Annotated in this window: 12 protein-coding genes; 3 read left to right on the top strand and 9 right to left on the bottom strand. The window is 73.1% G+C overall.

Going from position 1 to position 14,388, the window contains the following annotated elements; all coding sequences use genetic code 11:
- Window positions 1–29 precede the first annotated feature (29 nt).
- From ACBJ32_RS43740 to ACBJ32_RS43730, 3 genes are all read left to right on the top strand, one after another.
- A complete protein-coding gene (locus ACBJ32_RS43740; RefSeq protein WP_375131841.1) occupies window positions 30–581 on the top strand; it encodes a hypothetical protein in 552 nt (183 codons plus the stop codon).
- Window positions 582–741: 160 nt separating this feature from the next.
- Complete coding sequence (locus ACBJ32_RS43735; RefSeq protein WP_375131840.1) at window positions 742–1,749, top strand: Acg family FMN-binding oxidoreductase; 1,008 nt, start codon at window positions 742–744, stop codon at window positions 1,747–1,749.
- Window positions 1,742–3,145, top strand: a complete 1,404-nt coding sequence (locus ACBJ32_RS43730; RefSeq protein ID WP_375131839.1) for a nitronate monooxygenase — start codon at window positions 1,742–1,744, stop codon at window positions 3,143–3,145. The genes ACBJ32_RS43735 and ACBJ32_RS43730 overlap by 8 nt, the downstream gene beginning before the upstream one ends.
- Before the next feature lie 306 nt (window positions 3,146–3,451).
- Here ACBJ32_RS43730 and ACBJ32_RS43725 read toward each other — a convergent pair whose 3' ends face one another.
- The 9 genes from ACBJ32_RS43725 to ACBJ32_RS43685 all read right to left on the bottom strand — a co-directional run bounded on the left by ACBJ32_RS43725 (window position 3,452) and on the right by ACBJ32_RS43685 (window position 14,175).
- Entirely contained in the window at window positions 3,452–4,672 is a 1,221-nt protein-coding gene (locus tag ACBJ32_RS43725) for an MFS transporter (RefSeq protein WP_375131838.1), read from the bottom strand.
- 60 nt (window positions 4,673–4,732) lie between these two features.
- Window positions 4,733–5,239: a hypothetical protein gene (locus ACBJ32_RS43720; protein WP_375131837.1), complete on the bottom strand. Its 507-nt coding sequence runs from the start codon at window positions 5,237–5,239 to the stop codon at window positions 4,733–4,735.
- A gap of 10 nt (window positions 5,240–5,249) precedes the next feature.
- Entirely contained in the window at window positions 5,250–5,735 is a 486-nt protein-coding gene (locus tag ACBJ32_RS43715) for a hypothetical protein (RefSeq protein ID WP_375131836.1), read from the bottom strand.
- Window positions 5,732–6,436 carry a respiratory nitrate reductase subunit gamma gene (gene narI, locus ACBJ32_RS43710; RefSeq protein WP_375131835.1) on the bottom strand — a complete coding sequence of 235 codons (705 nt, stop codon included), beginning with the start codon at window positions 6,434–6,436 and terminating at the stop codon, window positions 5,732–5,734. Before narI ends, ACBJ32_RS43715 begins: the two co-directional genes overlap by 4 nt.
- Window positions 6,433–7,173, bottom strand: coding sequence for a nitrate reductase molybdenum cofactor assembly chaperone (gene narJ / locus ACBJ32_RS43705; protein ID WP_375131834.1), 741 nt, complete (start codon window positions 7,171–7,173; stop codon window positions 6,433–6,435). The genes narI and narJ overlap by 4 nt, the downstream gene beginning before the upstream one ends.
- Window positions 7,170–8,723: a nitrate reductase subunit beta gene (gene narH, locus ACBJ32_RS43700; protein WP_375131833.1), complete on the bottom strand. Its 1,554-nt coding sequence runs from the start codon at window positions 8,721–8,723 to the stop codon at window positions 7,170–7,172. Before narH ends, narJ begins: the two co-directional genes overlap by 4 nt.
- The gene (locus ACBJ32_RS43695) at window positions 8,723–12,379 is read right to left on the bottom strand and encodes a nitrate reductase subunit alpha (RefSeq protein ID WP_375131832.1); all 3,657 of its coding nucleotides are present in this window, start codon (window positions 12,377–12,379) and stop codon (window positions 8,723–8,725) included. The genes narH and ACBJ32_RS43695 overlap by 1 nt, the downstream gene beginning before the upstream one ends.
- Before the next feature lie 117 nt (window positions 12,380–12,496).
- Window positions 12,497–13,717, bottom strand: coding sequence for a cytochrome P450 (locus tag ACBJ32_RS43690; protein WP_375131831.1), 1,221 nt, complete (start codon window positions 13,715–13,717; stop codon window positions 12,497–12,499).
- Window positions 13,718–13,833: 116 nt separating this feature from the next.
- Window positions 13,834–14,175, bottom strand: coding sequence for an Lsr2 family protein (locus ACBJ32_RS43685; protein ID WP_357877970.1), 342 nt, complete (start codon window positions 14,173–14,175; stop codon window positions 13,834–13,836).
- Window positions 14,176–14,388 lie beyond the last annotated feature (213 nt).

The following is a 14,388-nucleotide window of genomic DNA, read 5'->3' as shown; positions in this document are numbered from 1 at the left end:
GAGCGGAGCCCGACAGTAAACTGCCCGATATGCGGCGTTTGAGCAGTACGGTGGTCGTGGTGGCGGGGGACGGCGCCGCCGGAGTGGTCGCGGGGCTGGACAAGCTGCACAACGTGCGGGCGATCACCCGGGGCGAGCGCAGCGCGTCCGAGGTGATGGAAATCGCCGGGCGGTCGGCGGCCACGTACGTCGTGCACGACGCCGACCCGCTGGCGGACGTGGCGGCGGAGTGGACCGCCTACTTCGACGGAACCGGCGTGGTCGGCGCTCTCGAGGTGGCCATCGAGGCCGCGCTGGGCGAGCTGCGGGCCGGCCGGCTGGTGCTGCCCGACTACTACCTGGTGCTGGAGCCCGACGAGCTCACCCGGACGTGGCGGCACTGGTGGCTGGGGGTGCTGGCGGGGGCGGCTCCCGTACGGGTGGTGCCGGTGAGCGCCTCGGCGGCGGCGGTCGCGCAGGAGCTGGGGCGGCTGGCGGCGGGGCGGTGGTGGCCCGCCGACCTGGAGGGATGGCTGCGCGCCCTGCCCAAGGTGGTCCCGGACCAGGCCGGCCTGCCCACCACCGGCGCGACACTGGCCTGACCGGCCGATCGGCCGGCCGGCTCCGGCGCCTCGCAACGGCGAGACGCGCGGCAGATCGTCTCTCCTGGGCCGGAGCCGCCTCGCGCACGGGTCCATCGGACCTGTTCTGAGGGACTTTGGTCCCTGCCTCGGGCCTGGCGGATCACGAGATCTTGGGTCCATGTCTGCTGAAGTCCCCGTGACCGATCCCGGCGCGCCGCCGTTCGCGACGCGTGCCGGGGTGCGCAGGGCGGTGGGCGCCGCCGTGGCCGCGCCGTCCGTGCACAACACCCAGCCCTGGCGTTTCCGCCGGGTCGACGACGCCACCATGGAGCTGTACGCGGACCTCGACCGGTTGCTGATCGTCACGGACCCGATGGGGCGCGGGCTCGGCGTCAGCTGCGGGGCCGCGCTGTTCAACCTCAGGCTGGCGCTCCGGATGACCGGCCACGACGCCCGCGTGACGGTCCTGCCCGATCCCGGCGAGCGGCCGGACCTGCTGGCCACGGTGCGGGCCGTGCCCGGTGAGCCGCCGAGCCAGGACGAGCGGCTGCTGTACGAGATGATCCCGCACCGGCGGACCAACCGCTTTCCCTTCGACACGCGGCGGCTGCCCAGGCAGGTGTTCGTGGACCTGGTCCACGCCGCGCACGACGAGGGCGCGACGCTGGTGCTGGTGACCGGCGGCACGGCGCGCCGGGTGCTCGACCTGATCGGCGCCGCCGACGGGACGCTGGCCGGTGACGAGTCCTACCGCGCCGAGCTGGCCCGGTGGACCGGCGCCGGCAGCCGCGCCGACGGAGTACCCGAGCATGCCTTCGGCCCCCGCCCGCGCGGCCCGCTGCCCCTGCGCGACTTCGCTCCCGGCCTCGCCCGCCCGGGCGCGGACTTCGAGCCGGAGCCGCAGCTGGCGGCCCTGTTCACGCGAGGCGACGGGCCGTGGGACTGGTTGCGTGCCGGGCAGGCGCTGCAACGCGCGCTGCTCACCGCGACCGCGCACGGCGTGGCGGCCTCGCTGTTCAGCCAGCCGCTCGACCTGCGAGCCCCGCACCATCGCGGCGACCCGGCCGTGGGGCCCTTCGGGCACGTGCAGATGCTCGTCAGGTTCGGCTACGGCAGGCCCGTCGCCCGCGTGCCGCGCCGGCCAGTGTCCGAGGTCGTCGAACCGCAGGAGGCCGGGCGTGTCTGAGGCAAGACGTCCCGTCCTGATCCAGGGCGGGATGGGCGTGGGCGTGTCCGGCTGGCGGCTGGCCCGCGCCGTCGCCGAGACCGGCCAGCTCGGCGTGGTCTCCGGCACCGCGCTGGACGTCACCCTGGCCAGGCGGCTGCAGCTCGGCGACCCCGGCGGGCACCTGCGCCGCGCGCTGGCCTGCTTCCCGGTGCCGGAGATCGCCGAGCGCGTGCTCGGCCGCTACTTCGTGCCCGGCGGCACCGCCGGCGGCGTGCCGTACCGGCCCGTGCCCCGGCTCGGGCTGCGCGGCCACCGCGCCCGCGACGAGCTGGCCGTGGTCGCCAACTTCGCCGAGGTCTTCCTCGCCAAGGAGGGCCACGACGGGCTTGTCGGGATCAACTTCCTGGAGAAGATCCAGCTCGCCACCCCCGCCGCCGCCTACGGCGCGATGCTGGCCGGGGCCGACTACGTGCTGATGGGCGCGGGCATCCCGGCGGAGATCCCCCGGTTGCTCGACGACCTGGCCGAGCACCGTCCCGGCCGGATCTCGGTGCCGGTGGCGGGCGGCGAGGGGCACACGATCGGCCTCGACCCTGTACACCTGCTCGGCCGCCGGCTGGAGCCGCTCGCCCGGCCCCGGTTCCTGGCGATCGTGTCGTCGCACGTGCTGGCCGCGTACCTGGCGCGCTCGCCGCAGACCGAGCCCGACGGGTTCGTGATCGAGACGCCGGTCGCGGGCGGCCACAGCGCGCCGCCCAGGGGCCGCATGGTGCTCGACGCGGCCGGCGAGCCGGTGTACGGGCCGCGCGACGACGCCGACGCCGGCAAGGTCGCCGCGCTCGGGCTACCGTTCTGGCTGGCCGGCGGGTACGGCACGCCCGGCGGGCTCGAACGCGCCCGGGCAGCCGGGGCGGAGGGGATCCAGGTGGGATCGGCCTTCGCGCTGTGCCGCGAGTCCGGGCTCGACCCGCGGCTGCGCCGGCGGCTGCGGCGCCGGGCCGGGCACGTGCGCAACGACCCGCGGGCCTCGCCCACGGGCTTCCCGTTCAAGGTCGCCGCCGTGGCGGGGACGCTGTCGGAGGAAGAGGTGTACCAGGCCCGGCCCCGGCTGTGCGACCTGGGCTACCTGCGCACGCCGTACCAGAAGAAGGACGGCTCGCTCGGATACCGCTGCCCCGCCGAGCCGGTGGACGTGTACGTGCGCAAGGGCCGGCCCGCGGAGGAGGCCGACGGGCGGCGCTGCCTGTGCAACGGCCTGCTGGCCGCGATCGGGCTCGGGCAGCACCGCGCCGACGGGTACGCCGAGCCGCCCCTGCTGACCCTGGGCCAGGACACCGGCTTCCTCGACGGCCTGCCCGACGACCACTCGGCCGCGGACGTCGTGGCCCGCATCCTGCTGGGAGCGCGCCTGTGACCCGCCGCCACCGGTCACCGAGCACCCGCCGGTGACCCTCCGCCCGCCCGCTCTTCGCCCGGCTACGCGATCCGGACCTGCTGGGAGGGCGGTGCGGCGCCTGCGAGTTCCGGGCGATCTGCGGCGGCTCCCGTTCCCGCGCGTACGCGTGCACGGGGGACGAGCTGGCCGAGGAGCCGTGGTGCGGTTACCAGCCCGGCAGCTTTCCCTACCGGGACGACCTCGCTCGCTGGGGAGTGTGACCATGTGCAACTACTGCTCCCGGCCGGATCCCCCGCCACCCGCCCGGCCGCCTCCGAAGGAGGATCAGCGCATGGCTTCGGCGGTGCGGTGGCGCGCGGCCGCCGACCGGACGATGGTGACCGTCAGGGCCAGGGTGGCGGCGGCGGTGACGGCCAGCAGGCCGAGGCCGAGCCCGTACGAGCCCAGCTCACCGTAGATGAAGCCCATGAGCAGCGGCGGCACGAACCCGCCGAGCCCACCGGCGGCCCCCACCAGACCCGTCACCGAGCCCACCTTGTCGGCCGGCGCGACCTGCGCGACCAGGGCGAACGTGGCCCCGCTGCCCGCACCGAGCGCGGCTGCCATGGTCAGGAACGCGATCGTGCCCACCGGCATCAGCCCGGGCGTGAGCGCCTGCACCGCGGCCATCATGACGATCACCGCGAACACGCCGGTCAGCACGGGCACGGGGCCGACGCGGTCCGACAGCCAGCCGCCGGCGGGGCGCGCCAGCACGGCCAGGCCCACGAAGCCCGCCATGCGGTAGGAGGCGTCGGCCTGTTCGAGCCCGTACCCGCTCTGCAGGTAGGCGGGCAGGTAGACCGAGAAGGCGACGTAACCCCCGAACGCGACCGCGTACAGCACGCACGCCTGCCACGTGATCGGCAGCCGCAGCGTCGCGGCCATGCGGGCGGCCAGCGGCGCGGTCGCCACCGTGCGTCCGGGCGCGTCACGCAGGACCAGCCACGCGACGACGGCGTACACGGCCAGGACGACGGCGGTGATCAGGAACGGGGTGGCCGCGCCGCCGGCCTTCACCAGGTTCACCGTGGTCAGCGCGCTGATCGCGGTGCCGCCCATGCCGGCGCCGAAGATCCCGATCGCCAGCCCGCGCCGGTCCGGCGGGAACCAGGCGGTCACGAACGGCACCCCCACGGCGAAGACGGTCCCCGCGATGCCCAGGAAGAACCCTCCGGCCAGCAGCGCGGCCAGCGAGGTCTGCCCCGCCACGCCGATGAACAGCACGGGCACGATGGTCGCCGCGGAGATCAGCGGGAACATCACGCGCCCGCCGAACCGGTCGGTGAGCGCTCCGACCGGGATGCGGCCCAGCGAGCCGACGATCACGGGTACGGCCACCAGCAGCGCCTGCTGTGCCGCGGACAGTCCGAGCACTTCCTTGTACCGGGGCCCGAGCGGCGAGAGCAGCGCCCAGGCCCAGAAGTTGAGGGCGAAGCCGAGGGTGGCCAGGCCGAGCATCAGGAAAGGTGTGCGGCCGACAGCGGCGGCCGGTGCGTTCGTCATGTCTTCCTCACGTGGTGGTGGAAAGCCGGTGAAGTCTCCTGTCTCATCCCAGCTCAGAGGTCATGGACAGGGGTATGGACCAAGGTCCCCGGCGCGGGGGACTTCCGGCCGGTCCTGTGGGTCGCGGGCCCGCGCGCGCGGGATGCCCGTGGCGCCCAGCCGCAGCCGGGCGTGAAAGTCCTCGACGGCGGCGAGGATGCCGGCGGTGGTACGGGGGGCGCGGCGGCCGTCCAGCCAGCGGTGGTAGGCGCGGGCGGTGTGCACGGCCGCGGTCATGTCCCCCAGCGGCCCGCGAACCGGCGGCACACCGGCCGAGCACCCGCCGAGCGAGCGCCCGTCAGCCAGGCGCTCACCCGGCAGGCGCTCATCCGGCAGGCGTTCATCGGTCGCGGTCGCCGCGATCCAGGCCAGGTAGCCGCGGACTCGGCGCAGGTAGACGGCCCTGCTGGAGTCGGCCAGGCGCGACCCGGCCAGCGCGGCGGCGTAGGCGCGGAGCATCGCGCCGTAGGGGGCGGGCAGGTCCCCCGCCCGCCCGGCACGGGCGGCGGAGACGGCCGAGTCTTTCACCACAACCCTCTCAGCCGGTGGCGGCGAGCAGGACACTCGCGGCGAGCAGCGCCGCGCCGACGACGACCAGCAGCGCGCCCAGCCCGATGACCAGGGTGGTGACCTGCCACGCCTGGTAGGCGTTGAGCAGGGAGGCCCGCAGCATCTGGCCGGTGAAGGCGGTCTGCCGCAGCTTGGTCAGCTTCTCGTCGGCCCCTCCCGCGGCCATCAGCTCGGCGCTGACCTCCGCGTACGTCCGCCCGCCCGTGGCCGCGAGCACGTTCTGCCCGATCATCTCGGCGAAGAGCCTGGCCTGCGGCCCGGTGAGGACCGGCCGCCCCTGCTGGGCGCGCGCGGCTCCGGACAGCCCGTGGCCGGGGAAGGTGATCCCCTGCCCGCGCAGCTCCGACTGGATGTCGGCGCGGCCCTGGAAGCCCTTGACCGCCATGACCGGCCCCGCCACCACCATCGCGACGCCCGCGGCGGCCAGCGGGATCATGACCGCGACGGCGCTCATTTCCGGCTTCCCGCGGCGGGCACGGGCCGCGGAGTGCGGCGGCGGTAGACGACGTACGGCCGCCACAGGTAGGCGATCGGCGCCGACCAGACGTGCACGAGCCGCGTGAACGGCCAGATCGCGGCCAGCAGCCAGGCCGACAGGGCGTGCAGCTGGAAGATCAGCGGCACGTCGGTCATGAGGTCGGGGTCGGGCCGGAAGGAGAGCACGCCGCGGAACCAGACGGCGATGGTGCCGCGGTAGTCGTAGCCGCCGCCGAGCAGGTTCTTGCCCACGGTGGCGCTCATGCCGAGCAGGATCACCACCGCCAGCACCGTGAACAGCACCTTGTCGGCGCGGGTCGTGGTGCGGCGTACCCGCGGGCTGGTGAAGCGGCGGGCCAGCAGCAGCGCGAGCCCGGCCACCACCATGAGCCCGGCCACGGTGCCGGCGCTGACCGACACCAGGTGGTACAGGTGCTCGTCCACGCCGACGGCCGCGGTCCAGCTCTTGGGGACGAGCAGCCCCAGGACGTGCCCGCCGATCGCGGCGAACGCGCCGAGGTGGAACAGCGGCGACCCGAGCCGCAGCAGCCGGCTCTCCAGCACCTGCGTGGTGCGGGTGGTCCAGCCGAACTGGTCCACCCGCCAGCGCCAGACGTGCCCCACGACGAAGATCGTCAGAGCGATGTACGGGACGACGACCCAGAGCGCGACGCTCACGGCCGTACCTCCATTTCGTCGGGCGGCGGGCCGTAGGGGGCGAGCATCTCGTCGAGCGGCGGGCCGTAAGGTGCGAGGCCGACGTCCTCGGCGGGCGGCCCGTCCAGCGCGAGGCCGGCGACGGCGGCGCGGTCGGCCGCGGACAGCTCGGGCAGCTCGGCACAGAGGGCGTCGAGCACCAGCGCGTACGGCGACCCGGCGGAGCGCAGGGCGGAGCGGATGAGCTCCAGCCCCTTGCGGTGCTGCCGCAGCGGCGCCTCGCCCGTGGCGGGCCCCGCCAGGGCGGCGAACTCGCAGACCACCGGCAGGAAGTCGGGCAGCTCACCCTCCGGCGGGACGAGCCCGGCCACGCGGTAGCGCTGCTTGAGGGTGAGCAGGGCCATGCCTCGGCGGCGGGTGTCGCCGTGCAGGTAGTAGGTGAGGTAGAGGCTGGATCTGCGGCGCAGGTCGAACGTCTCGACGTAGGAGCGGGCCAGCGGCATCGGCTCGCACTCGCGGTACCAGCCGGTGAACGCGACCAGCCCGTCCCGCCCCGGTGAGGCGGGCAGCGCGCCGGCGGCGCGGCACAGCTCGTCGCGGGCGGCCAGCAGGCCGTCGTCGGGGTACTGGAGGAGCAGCGACACCAGCCGCAGGAACGCGGCCCGCTCCTGCGAGCTCCCAGCCCAGGCAGAGGCGGGGGCGGAGCGGGCCGCGCGGTCCTCGCCCCTGGGGGCGGCGCGCCGGGTGCGGAGCTTCACGCCGCACCTCCCTTGCCGCCGGCGAACAGCCTCAGCCCGGTACGCCCGTCGCCGCGCCGCCCCGTCAGCCCCACCGGATGGAAGCCGCCCATGCCGGGCCCGCCCTCCCCGTCGAGGCTGCACCCGTCCGCCTGGGCGGACAGCGCGGCGGCGTCCTCGCGGTGCGCGGCGGGCACGACGTACCGCTCCTCGTACTTGGCGATGGCCAGCAGCCGGTACATCTCCTCCATGTCGTCCGCGGTCATCCCCACGGCCTCCAGCAGCTCGGCGGGCCGGCTGCCGTCGATGGTCCTGGCCCGCATGTACGCCCGCATGGCCGACAGCTTCATCAGCACCCCGGCCACAACCTCGGTGTCCCCCGCCGCGAACAGGCTCGCCAGGTACTCGAGGGGGATCCGCAGGTCGGTGATGGCGTGGAAGACGTTGTCGGGGTCGTCGGCGTCCGCGCCCACGCCGGTGACGGCGTCCAGCACGGGCGACAGCGGCGGGATGTACCAGACCATGGGCATCGTCCGGTACTCGGGATGCAGCGGCAGCGCCACCCGGTACTTCATGACCAGCCGGTAGATCGGCGAGCGCCGGGCGGCCGCGATCCAGTCCTCGCTGATCCCGGCGGCGCGGGCTGCGGCGATGACGGCCGGGTCGTCCGGGTCGAGGAAGACCCGGCGCTGCGCCTCCAGCAGGTCGCGCGGGTCCTCGACGCGGGCCGCGCCGAGCACGGCGTCGGCGTCGTACAGGATGAGCCCGAGGTAGCGCAGCCGGCCGACGCAGGTCTCGGCGCACACGGTGGGCTGCCCGGCCTCGATGCGCGGGAAGCAGAACGTGCACTTCTCGGCCTTGCCGGTCCGGTGGTTGACGTACACCTTCTTGTACGGGCACGACGACACGCACATGCGCCAGCCCCGGCACCGGTCCTGGTCCACCAGGACGATGCCGTCCTCCTCCCGCTTGTACATGGCTCCCGACGGGCAGGCGGCCACGCAGGCCGGGTTGAGGCAGTGCTCGCAGATGCGCGGCAGGTGGAACATGAACGTCCGGTCGAACTCCAGCCGCACCTGCTCCGCCATCGCGGCCAGGTTCGGGTCGCCCGGGGCGTGCTCGGGGGCGCCGCCGAGGTCGTCCTCCCAGTTCGCGCCCCAGGTGATGGCCATGTCCTCGCCGGTGATGGCGGACTTGGGGCGGATGACCGGCGTGTGCGGGCCGGCGGGGGCGTTGAGCAGGGTGTCGTAGTCGTAGGTGGCCGGCTCGTAGTAGTCGTCCAGGCCGGGCAGGTCGGGGTTGGAGAACAGGCTGACCAGCCGCTTGATCCGGCCGCCGGCGCGGAGCTTGAGGCGGCCGCGCCGGTCGAGCTGCCAGCCGCCGCGCCAGCGCTCCTGGTCCTCGTACCGCTTGGGGTAGCCGATGCCGGGCTTGGTCTCGACGTTGTTGAACCAGACGTACTCGACGCCGTCCCGGTTGGTCCAGGTCTGCTTGCAGGTGACGGAGCAGGTGTGGCAGCCGATGCACTTGTCCAGGTTCATCACCATGGCCACCTGTGCCATGACGCGCATCAGTAGGTCACCTCCTGGGCGCGGCGGCGGATCACGGTGACCTCGTCCCGCTGGTTGCCGGTCGGCCCGTAGTAGTTGAAGGCGTAGGTGAACTGCGCGTACCCGCCGATGAGGTGGCTGGGTTTGAGCAGCAGCCGGGTGAGGGAGTTGTGCACGCCGCCGCGCCTGCCCGACTTCTCGGTGAGCGGCACGTTCACGTTGCGGTCCTTGGCGTGGTACATGTACACGGTCCCGGCGGGCATGCGGTGGGAGACGACGGCCCTGGCCACGACCACGCCGTTGCGGTTGTACGCCTCGATCCAGTCGTTGTCGGCGACCCCGATCCGCGCGGCGTCCTCGACGCTCATCCAGATCGTGGGCCCGCCGCGCGACAGCGCCAGCATGTACGCGTTGTCCTGGTACTCGGAGTGGATGGACCACTTGGAGTGCGGGGTCAGGTAGCGGACCGTCACCTCGGCGGCGTCCCCCTCGCCCTGCTCGCCGTAGTGGCGCGGCAGGTTGAGCGGCGGGCGGTACGCGGGGAGCTGCTCCCCCAGCTCGATGATCCAGTCGTGGTCGAGGAAGAACTGCTGCCGCCCGGTCAGCGTGTGCCACGGCTTGTCCCGCTCGACGTTGATCACGAACGCGGAGTAGCGGCGCCCGCCGGTCTCCGACCCCGACCACTCGGGCGAGGTGATCACCGGTTGCGGCCTGGCCTGCGTGTCCGCGAACGTGATGCGCTTGCCCTCGTGCTCGGCGGCCAGGTCCGCCAGCCGCGTCCCGGTGCGCCGCTCCAGCGTCTGGAAGCCCTGCGTGGCCAGGCGGCCGTTCGTGGTGCCTGACAGCGCGAGGATGGCCTCGCACATGCGGTCGGCCGTCTCCAGCGAGATCCTGCCCTCGGGGGTGCGGCCGTTCTTGCCGCGCAGGTGCACCAGCTCGGGCCCGACCTGGTAGGTGATGCCCTTGGTGGTCAGCCCCAGCTTGCCGAAGAGCGGACCGATGCCGCGCATGCGCTCGGCGACGGCCCCGTAGTCGCGCTCGATCGTGACGATCTTCGGCATGGTCCTGCCGGGGATCGGCTCGCACTCGCCGTGCTTCCAGTCGAGCACCCGCCCGCCGGGCTGGGCCAGCTCGTCGGGGGTGTCGTGGGTGAGCGGCACGGCCAGCACGTCGGTGCGGGCGCCCAGGTGGGTCGCGGCCAGCTTCGAGAACGCCTCGGCGAGGCCGAGGAAGGCGTCGTAGTCGGAGCGGGTCTGCCAGGGCGGGGCGATGGCCGGGTTGAAGGCGTGCACGAACGGGTGCATGTCGGTGCTGGACAGGTCGTGCTTCTCGTACCAGGTGGCGGCGGGCAGCACGACGTCGGCGAACAGCGCCGTGGACGTCATCCGGAAGTCGATCGTGGTCAGCAGGTCGAGCTTGCCCTCGGCGGCCTGTTCGCGCCAGGTCACCTCGGCCGGGCGGGCGCCCTCCTCGTTGCGGGTCTCGGCGTCGGTGCCGAGCAGGTGCCGCAGGAAGTACTCGTTGCCCTTGCCGGAGGAGCCGAGCAGGTTGGCCCGCCAGACGGTGAGCACGCGCGGGAAGTTGGCCGGGTCGCCGGGGTCCTCGGCGGCGAAGCGCAGGCGGCCGGCGGTCAGCTCGTTCACCACGTGCTCGGCGACCGGGATGCCCTTCAGCCTGGCCTCGTCGGCGAGCACGAGCGGGTTGCGGTCGAACGTCGGGTGCGAGGGCAGCCAGCCCAGCCGGGCGGCCTGGGCGTTGCAGTCGGCGAACGACCGGCCCTCGAACAGGCCTTCGCCCAGCGGGCTGGCCAGCTCGTCCGCCCCGATCCGCTCGTAACGCCACTGGTCGGTGGCCAGGTACCAGAACGCGGTGCCGGCCATGTGCCTGGTCGGCCGCTGCCAGTCGAAGGCGAAGGCCAGGTGCTGGAAGCCGGTGATCGGGCGGACCTTCTCCTGCCCGACGTAGTGGCCCCAGCCGCCGCCGTTGACGCCCTGGCAGCCGGTCAGCGTGGTCAGGGTCAGGAACGCGCGGTAGATCTGGTCGGAGTGGAACCAGTGGTTGGTGCCGGCGCCCATCGCGATCATCGAGCGGCCCTCGGTGACCTCGGCGTTGCGGGCGAACTCGCGGGCGATCCTGGCGATCGTGGCGGCCGGCACCGAGGTGATCTCCTCGGCCCAGGCCGGCGTGTACGGCTGCGCGGCGTCGTCGTACCCGGCGGGCCACTCCCCCGGCAGACCGTCGCGTGGCACCCCGTACTGGGCCATGAGCAGGTCGAACACGGTCGTGACGAGCTTGCCGCCCACCTCGGCGACGGGCACGCCGCGCCGCATGGCGGAGCCTCCCTCGGTGTCGCCCTCGTCGAAGCGCGGCAGGTCCACCTCCACCGCATGCCGGCCGAGGAGCGTCAGGGCCGGTGTGGTGCCGTCCAGGTCGAGGTTCCAGCGGCCCTCGCCCTCCTGGCCCCAGCGGAAGCCGAGGGAGCCGTTCGGCACGACGGGCGCGCCGCTCGGCTCGTCCAGGAAGACCGTCTTGAACTCGGCGTTCTCGCCCTGCTCGGCCTCGTGTCCGGACAGGTCGGCGGCGGTCAGGAAGCGGCGCGGGACGTAGGCGTCGCCGCGCGGCTCCAGGGTGACCAGGAACGGGAGGTCCGTATATTTCCGGACATAGTCGGCGAAGTAGGGGATCTGGCGGTCGCGGAAGAACTCCGACAGCACCACGTGCCCCATCGCCATGGCCAGCGCGCCGTCCGTGCCCGGGTGCGGGGACAGCCAGTCGTCGGCGAACTTGACGTTGTCGGCGTAGTCGGGGCTGACCGCGACGACCTTGGTGCCCTGGTAGCGGGCCTCGGTCATGAAGTGCGCGTCCGGCGTCCTGGTGACCGGGATGTTGGAGCCCCACATGATCAGGTAGCGGGAGTTCCACCAGTCGGCGGCCTCGGGCACGTCCGTCTGGTCGCCCCACACCTGCGGGGAGGCAATCGGCAGGTCGGCGTACCAGTCGTAGAAGGACAGCAGCGTGCCGCCGATCATCGACAGGAACCGGGTGCCGGCCGCGAACGACGCCATCGACATGGCGGGGATCGGCGAGAACCCCACGACCCGGTCGGGCCCGTACTGCTTGATCGTGTGCACGTGCGCGGCGGCCATCAGCTCCAGGACCTCGTCCCAGCTCGACCGCACGAACCCGCCCTTGCCGCGCGCCCGCTTGTACGCCCGCGCCCGCTCCGGGTCGCCGGTCAGCTCCGCCCACGCCAGCACGGGGTCGCCCAGCCGGTCGCGGGCCTCCCGCCACATCTCCAGCAGCACCCCTCGCACGTACGGGTAGCGCACGCGGGACGGCGAGTACGTGTACCAGGAGAACGACGCGCCACGGGGGCACCCGCGCGGCTCGTACTCGGGCGATCCCGGCCCCACCGACGGGTAGTCGGTGGCCTGGTGCTCCCAGGTGATCAGGCCGTCCTTGACGAACACCTGCCACGAGCACGAGCCCGTGCAGTTCACCCCGTGGGTCGAGCGCACGACCTTGTCGTGCGCCCATCGGTCGCGGTAGAAGCGGTCCCACGCGCCTGAGTCGATCTGGTGCAGGGTGCGGCCGTCGGCCGACACCTCGGCCTTGGTGAAGAACGTCCTGGCGGCAAGCAACGGCCCCATGCCGGGAACCGCGTCGATATCGGGCATGGCACCAGCCTCGGGGCCGGCCCATGGCAGGGGGCAGGGACCAAAGTCCCTATTGAGGGGTCCGATGGACCCGTCGCGGCGGGCCGGTCACGGGTGCGGGCGGCCCGCCGCGGCCGGTTACCAGGTGACCCAGACGTCCTGCAGGCCGCCGGAGATCATGCCGGTGCGCAGGCGCAGGCTGTCGGGGTGGTCGCGCAGCCGCAGGCCGGGCAGGCGGCGGGTCAGCGTGCTCAGCACGACCTGGAGCTCGAGCCGGGCCAGCGGCTGGCCGAGGCAGTAGTGCGGGCCCGCGCCGAACGCCAGGTGCTGGGCGCTGTTCTCGCGGCGCGGGTCGAACCGGTCGGGGTCGGCGAACCTGGCCCGGTCGCGGTTGGCGGCCGGGATGTGCGGGATCACCGTGCTGCCCGCGGGCACCGTGACCTCGCTCAGCTCGACGTCCTCGGTGCAGAACCTGGGCACCCCGCCGAGCACCGACAGCGTGCTGTCCAGGCGCAGCACCTCCTCGACGGTGCCGGGGACCAGGTCGGGGTCGTCCACGACGTCCTCGTAGCGGCTCCTGTCGGCCAGCAGCATGGCCGTCATGATGGCGATCATGTTGGAGGTGGTCTCGTGGCCGGCCAGCAGCAGCGCCCGCACCGTGGCGATGAGCTCCTCCCGGCTGAGCCTGCCGTCCTCGGCGTCGGTGATCTGGGTCAGCTCGCTGAGCAGGTCGTCGCCGGGATCGGCGCGGTTGCGGTCGATCATGTCCGAGACGTAGGCGTTGAACTCCCGGTATGCCTGGTCGACCTCGTCCTGGGTGTAGCGGGTCAGCGTCAGCATGACGCGCGACCAGTGCGCGAACCTGTCCTGGTCCACGGCCGGCGCGCCGACCAGCGCGCAGATGACGCGTACGGGAAGCGGCAGGGCCAGCCCGGCCGACAGGTTGCCCGGCGGGCCCTTGGCCAGCATGGCGTCGAGCAGGTCGTCGGTCATCGCCTGGATCCGGGGGCGCCAGAGCTCCATCTTGCGCAGGGTGAACCAGCCACTGAGCAGTCGCCGCCAGCGCATGTGCCCCCGGCCTTGGCGGATTCCGGCGGCGCTGGTCCTGCGGCGGTTGAAGAGCCCGCCGTCCTCGGTGGTGGACAGCCTGGCGGCACCGTCCCTGGCGAGGTCACGGCTGAACCGCGGGTCGGCCAGCACCGCGCGGGCGTCGTCGTACCTGGTCACCACGGTGGCCACGTCGCCGCTCGGCAGTCGTACGTGGGCCACGGGGCAGCGCTCGCGCAGCTCCGCGAGCTGCGGCGGCGGCTCCAGAGCGGTGGGGCGGTCGAACGGGAAATCGGGGATCGCGTCAGCCATCACCTTTGTCCTCCGACTGGGGAGTCCGACCTCTTCGAATATAAGAAGATCGCCTATTGCTGACAATCGTCTTGACCCGATGAGGACGGATCCGGCGCCGCCACCACTCGGAACCTCTAGTGAGCGGCTTCGTACTGCTCCACGACGGTGGAGGCGATGCGGCCCCGCTCGCTGACCGGCAGCCCCTGGGCCTTGGCCCAGCGCCGGATCTCCGTGGCCTTCTCACGGCTGACGGCACGCGAGGACAGCGCCCCGACGCGCCGGCCGCGCACGCCGCGGTCGCCGCGGACCGCGCGGGCCTTGGTGATATAGGGAGCCAGCGCCTTCTCCAGCTTCTCCCTGTTCGAGCCCGACAGATCGATCTCGTAGTTCACTCCGTCGAGCGCGAACCGTGTCGTGCCCTCGGCCTCACTGCCGTCGATGTCATCGATAAAGGACTCAACAATACGCTTCGCCATAAGGGTGCTCCAATTAACGTCACGGGCTGCAGGTACTGTAGCCCGCTTCAGCACATCCTGCATCACCGAGGGGGGCCATACCTGCGCAAACGACTTTAGCGAACCGGCCCCGCACCGGGACGTGACTTGCCCATGATGGAAGCAGACAGATGCTCGTCCGGGTCCACCCGCACGCGTGCGCGGGCCACGATCCGCGACCCGCTCCGCAGCTCG

The sequence above is a fragment of the Nonomuraea sp. GTA35 genome (genome assembly GCF_041950525.1).
Taxonomy (GTDB): Bacteria; Actinomycetota; Actinomycetes; order Streptosporangiales; family Streptosporangiaceae; genus Nonomuraea.
Note: the sequence above shows the minus strand (reverse complement) of the source record. Positions and strands in the feature narration are given on the sequence as shown.

Coding starts and splice junctions, on each gene's coding strand:
- ACBJ32_RS43715 (WP_375131836.1), bottom strand. CDS start 5,735: ATGAGCGCCGTCGCGGTCATGATCCCGCTGGCCGCCGCGGGCGTCGCG.
- ACBJ32_RS43695 (WP_375131832.1), bottom strand. CDS start 12,379: ATGCCCGATATCGACGCGGTTCCCGGCATGGGGCCGTTGCTTGCCGCC.
- ACBJ32_RS43735 (WP_375131840.1), top strand. CDS start 742: ATGTCTGCTGAAGTCCCCGTGACCGATCCCGGCGCGCCGCCGTTCGCG.
- ACBJ32_RS43685 (WP_357877970.1), bottom strand. CDS start 14,175: ATGGCGAAGCGTATTGTTGAGTCCTTTATCGATGACATCGACGGCAGT.
- ACBJ32_RS43725 (WP_375131838.1), bottom strand. CDS start 4,672: ATGACGAACGCACCGGCCGCCGCTGTCGGCCGCACACCTTTCCTGATG.
- ACBJ32_RS43690 (WP_375131831.1), bottom strand. CDS start 13,717: ATGGCTGACGCGATCCCCGATTTCCCGTTCGACCGCCCCACCGCTCTG.
- narH (WP_375131833.1), bottom strand. CDS start 8,723: ATGCGCGTCATGGCACAGGTGGCCATGGTGATGAACCTGGACAAGTGC.
- ACBJ32_RS43740 (WP_375131841.1), top strand. CDS start 30: ATGCGGCGTTTGAGCAGTACGGTGGTCGTGGTGGCGGGGGACGGCGCC.